The sequence below is a fragment of the Streptomyces sp. MS191 genome (genome assembly GCF_008042125.1).
GTDB lineage: Bacteria > Actinomycetota > Actinomycetes > Streptomycetales > Streptomycetaceae > Streptomyces.
The window spans coordinates 1-2,059 of the sequence record NZ_RDBI01000241.1; the positions used below are offsets into that span (position 1 = coordinate 1).

Annotated in this window: 2 protein-coding genes; both read left to right on the forward strand. The window is 75.5% G+C overall.

Translation table 11 applies throughout. The features are described from left to right. Nucleotides 1-820: MFS transporter (locus EAO71_RS37070; protein WP_147982175.1), on the forward strand; the 820-nt coding region annotated here is incomplete at its 5' end. 73 nt (nt 821-893) lie between these two features. Continuing rightward, nucleotides 894-2,027: a PP2C family protein-serine/threonine phosphatase gene (locus EAO71_RS37075; protein ID WP_147982176.1), complete on the forward strand. Its 1,134-nt coding sequence runs from the start codon at nt 894-896 to the stop codon at nt 2,025-2,027. Nucleotides 2,028-2,059: the final 32 nt, after the last annotated feature.

The window sequence follows — 2,059 nt, forward strand, 5'->3', positions numbered from 1 at the left end:
CGCCCCGACCTCCCTGGACCTGCCCGGCGCCTGCCTGCTCGCGGTGACCCTCGCCGGGCTCGTACACGTACTCGTCGCGCTGCCACGGGACGGCGCGACGGCACCGACCCTGCTCGTCCTGGCTGCCGCCGTCCTGGCCGGGGCCGCCTTCGCCCGGCACGAGCGACGCACCGACCACCCCCTCCTGCCGGCCGGGATCGTGCGCTCCCGCCCCGTCATGGCCGGACTCGGGGCGCTGCTGGCCGTCTCCGCCGCCCTCTTCGGCACCCTGTTCGCGGGGACGTACTTCCTGCAGGACGTCCTCCGTCTCGACGCGCTCCACAGCGCCCTGTGGTCGCTGCCGCTCGCCGTCCTGATGGTGCTCGGAGCGCCGACGGCCGCCGTGCTCCAGCGCAGGTTCGGCCCCCGCCGGACCGCCGTGTCGGGGGCCGTCCTGCTCACCCTCGGCGTCCTGTCGTTCGCCCGGCTCGACGCGGGCGCGACCGCACCGGCGGCCGGCGTCTGCTTCGTCCTGCTCGGCGCCGGATTCAGCACCGTCATGGTCACCGCGACCGCGGTCGTCGTGCACCGGGCCGCCGAGGCCACCGCCGGAGTCGCCGGCGGCCTCCAGCAGACAGCCCTCAACATCGGCCCCGCTCTCGGCGTCGCCACGGCCACCCTGCTGCTCACGCTCGAACCCGGCGACGCCTTCGTCCCGGCCATGCACCGAGCCCTCCTGGCCCTCGCCGCCCTGGGAGCCCTGGGCGCGATCGCCGCACTGGGCCTGCCGGGCCGCACGACGCGGAACGCGGAACCCGCGGCGATGGCGTCCGCCCCGTGAACCCACGGGCGCGGACACGCCAGGACGGCGCCACCGCCCCGGGGCGAGCACCCCCGCTGCGTACGATCACGAAATGTCCTCAGATGGTGACCGCCCGGCCGCCGGGTCCAGGACGCGACGCAACCGCTCCCTCGGCCGCATACTGCCCTTCCTGGTCATCGCGCTCACCGTCGTCGTCGACCTGCTCACCCCTGAGCGAGAGCGCTTCGACCGACTCCTGGCCGCCGCTCCCGCGCTCGCCGCCGTCACCTGGAGCGCCCGCGGGACGGTCGTCATCGGCCTGATCGCCATGGCCATGCGCGCCGTGCTGTCGGTGAGCCGGGGCGAGCCACTCGTCCCGGACCTCCTCCTCAACGAGGCCGTGCTGGCCGCGGTGACCGCCGTCGCCGCCTGGGCCAGCCGGCTCCGGCAGCGCTACGAACGGGACCTGCGCGAGGTGACCGCCGTCGCCGACGTCGTCCAGCGCGTGGTGCTCCGCCCCCTCCCGCCCCGCCTCGGACCGGTGGGCCTCGACCTGCTGTACGTCGCGGCCGCCGCCAAGGCCAGGATCGGCGGCGACTTCTACGAGGCGGTCCGCGTCCCCGGAGCCGTACGGCTCATGCTCGGCGACGTCCAGGGCAAGGGGCTCGGCGCGGTGGAGACCGCCTCCGTACTGCTCGGCTCCTTCCGCGCCGCCGTCGACCAGGCCCCGGACCTCGCCACGCTGGCCGACCGCCTGGAGGAGGGACTCGGCCGGTACGGGGCCTGGGCGCCCGACTCGGACGCCGCCGAACGGTTCGCCACCGTCGTCCTGGTGGAGATCCCGGACGGGGGCGACGTCGCACGGCTGCTGAGCTGCGGCCATCCCGCGCCGCTGCTCCAGCACGGCGGACGGGTCGCACCCGTCGCCTTCGCGGACCCGTCCCTGCCGATCAACCTGTCGGGACTGCTCCCGGCGCGGCACCACATCGAAGAGGTGCCCTTCGAGCCGGGGGACCGCCTGCTGATGTTCACCGACGGGGTGAGCGAGGCCCGCGACGCGTCCGGCACCTTCTATCCACTGGAGCAGCGGATACGGGGGTGGCTCACGGAGCCCGGGAGCCGGATCCCGGACCTCCTGCACGCCGACCTCACCGCCCACGGGACGGGCCGCCTCGACGACGACGTCGCCGCGCTGCTGGTGGAACGACTGCCCCACCCGGCCGCGACCCCGGCGCCTCACCTCTGAGCTCGGCCCTGGAGGGGGGCGGGGGTTGGGGC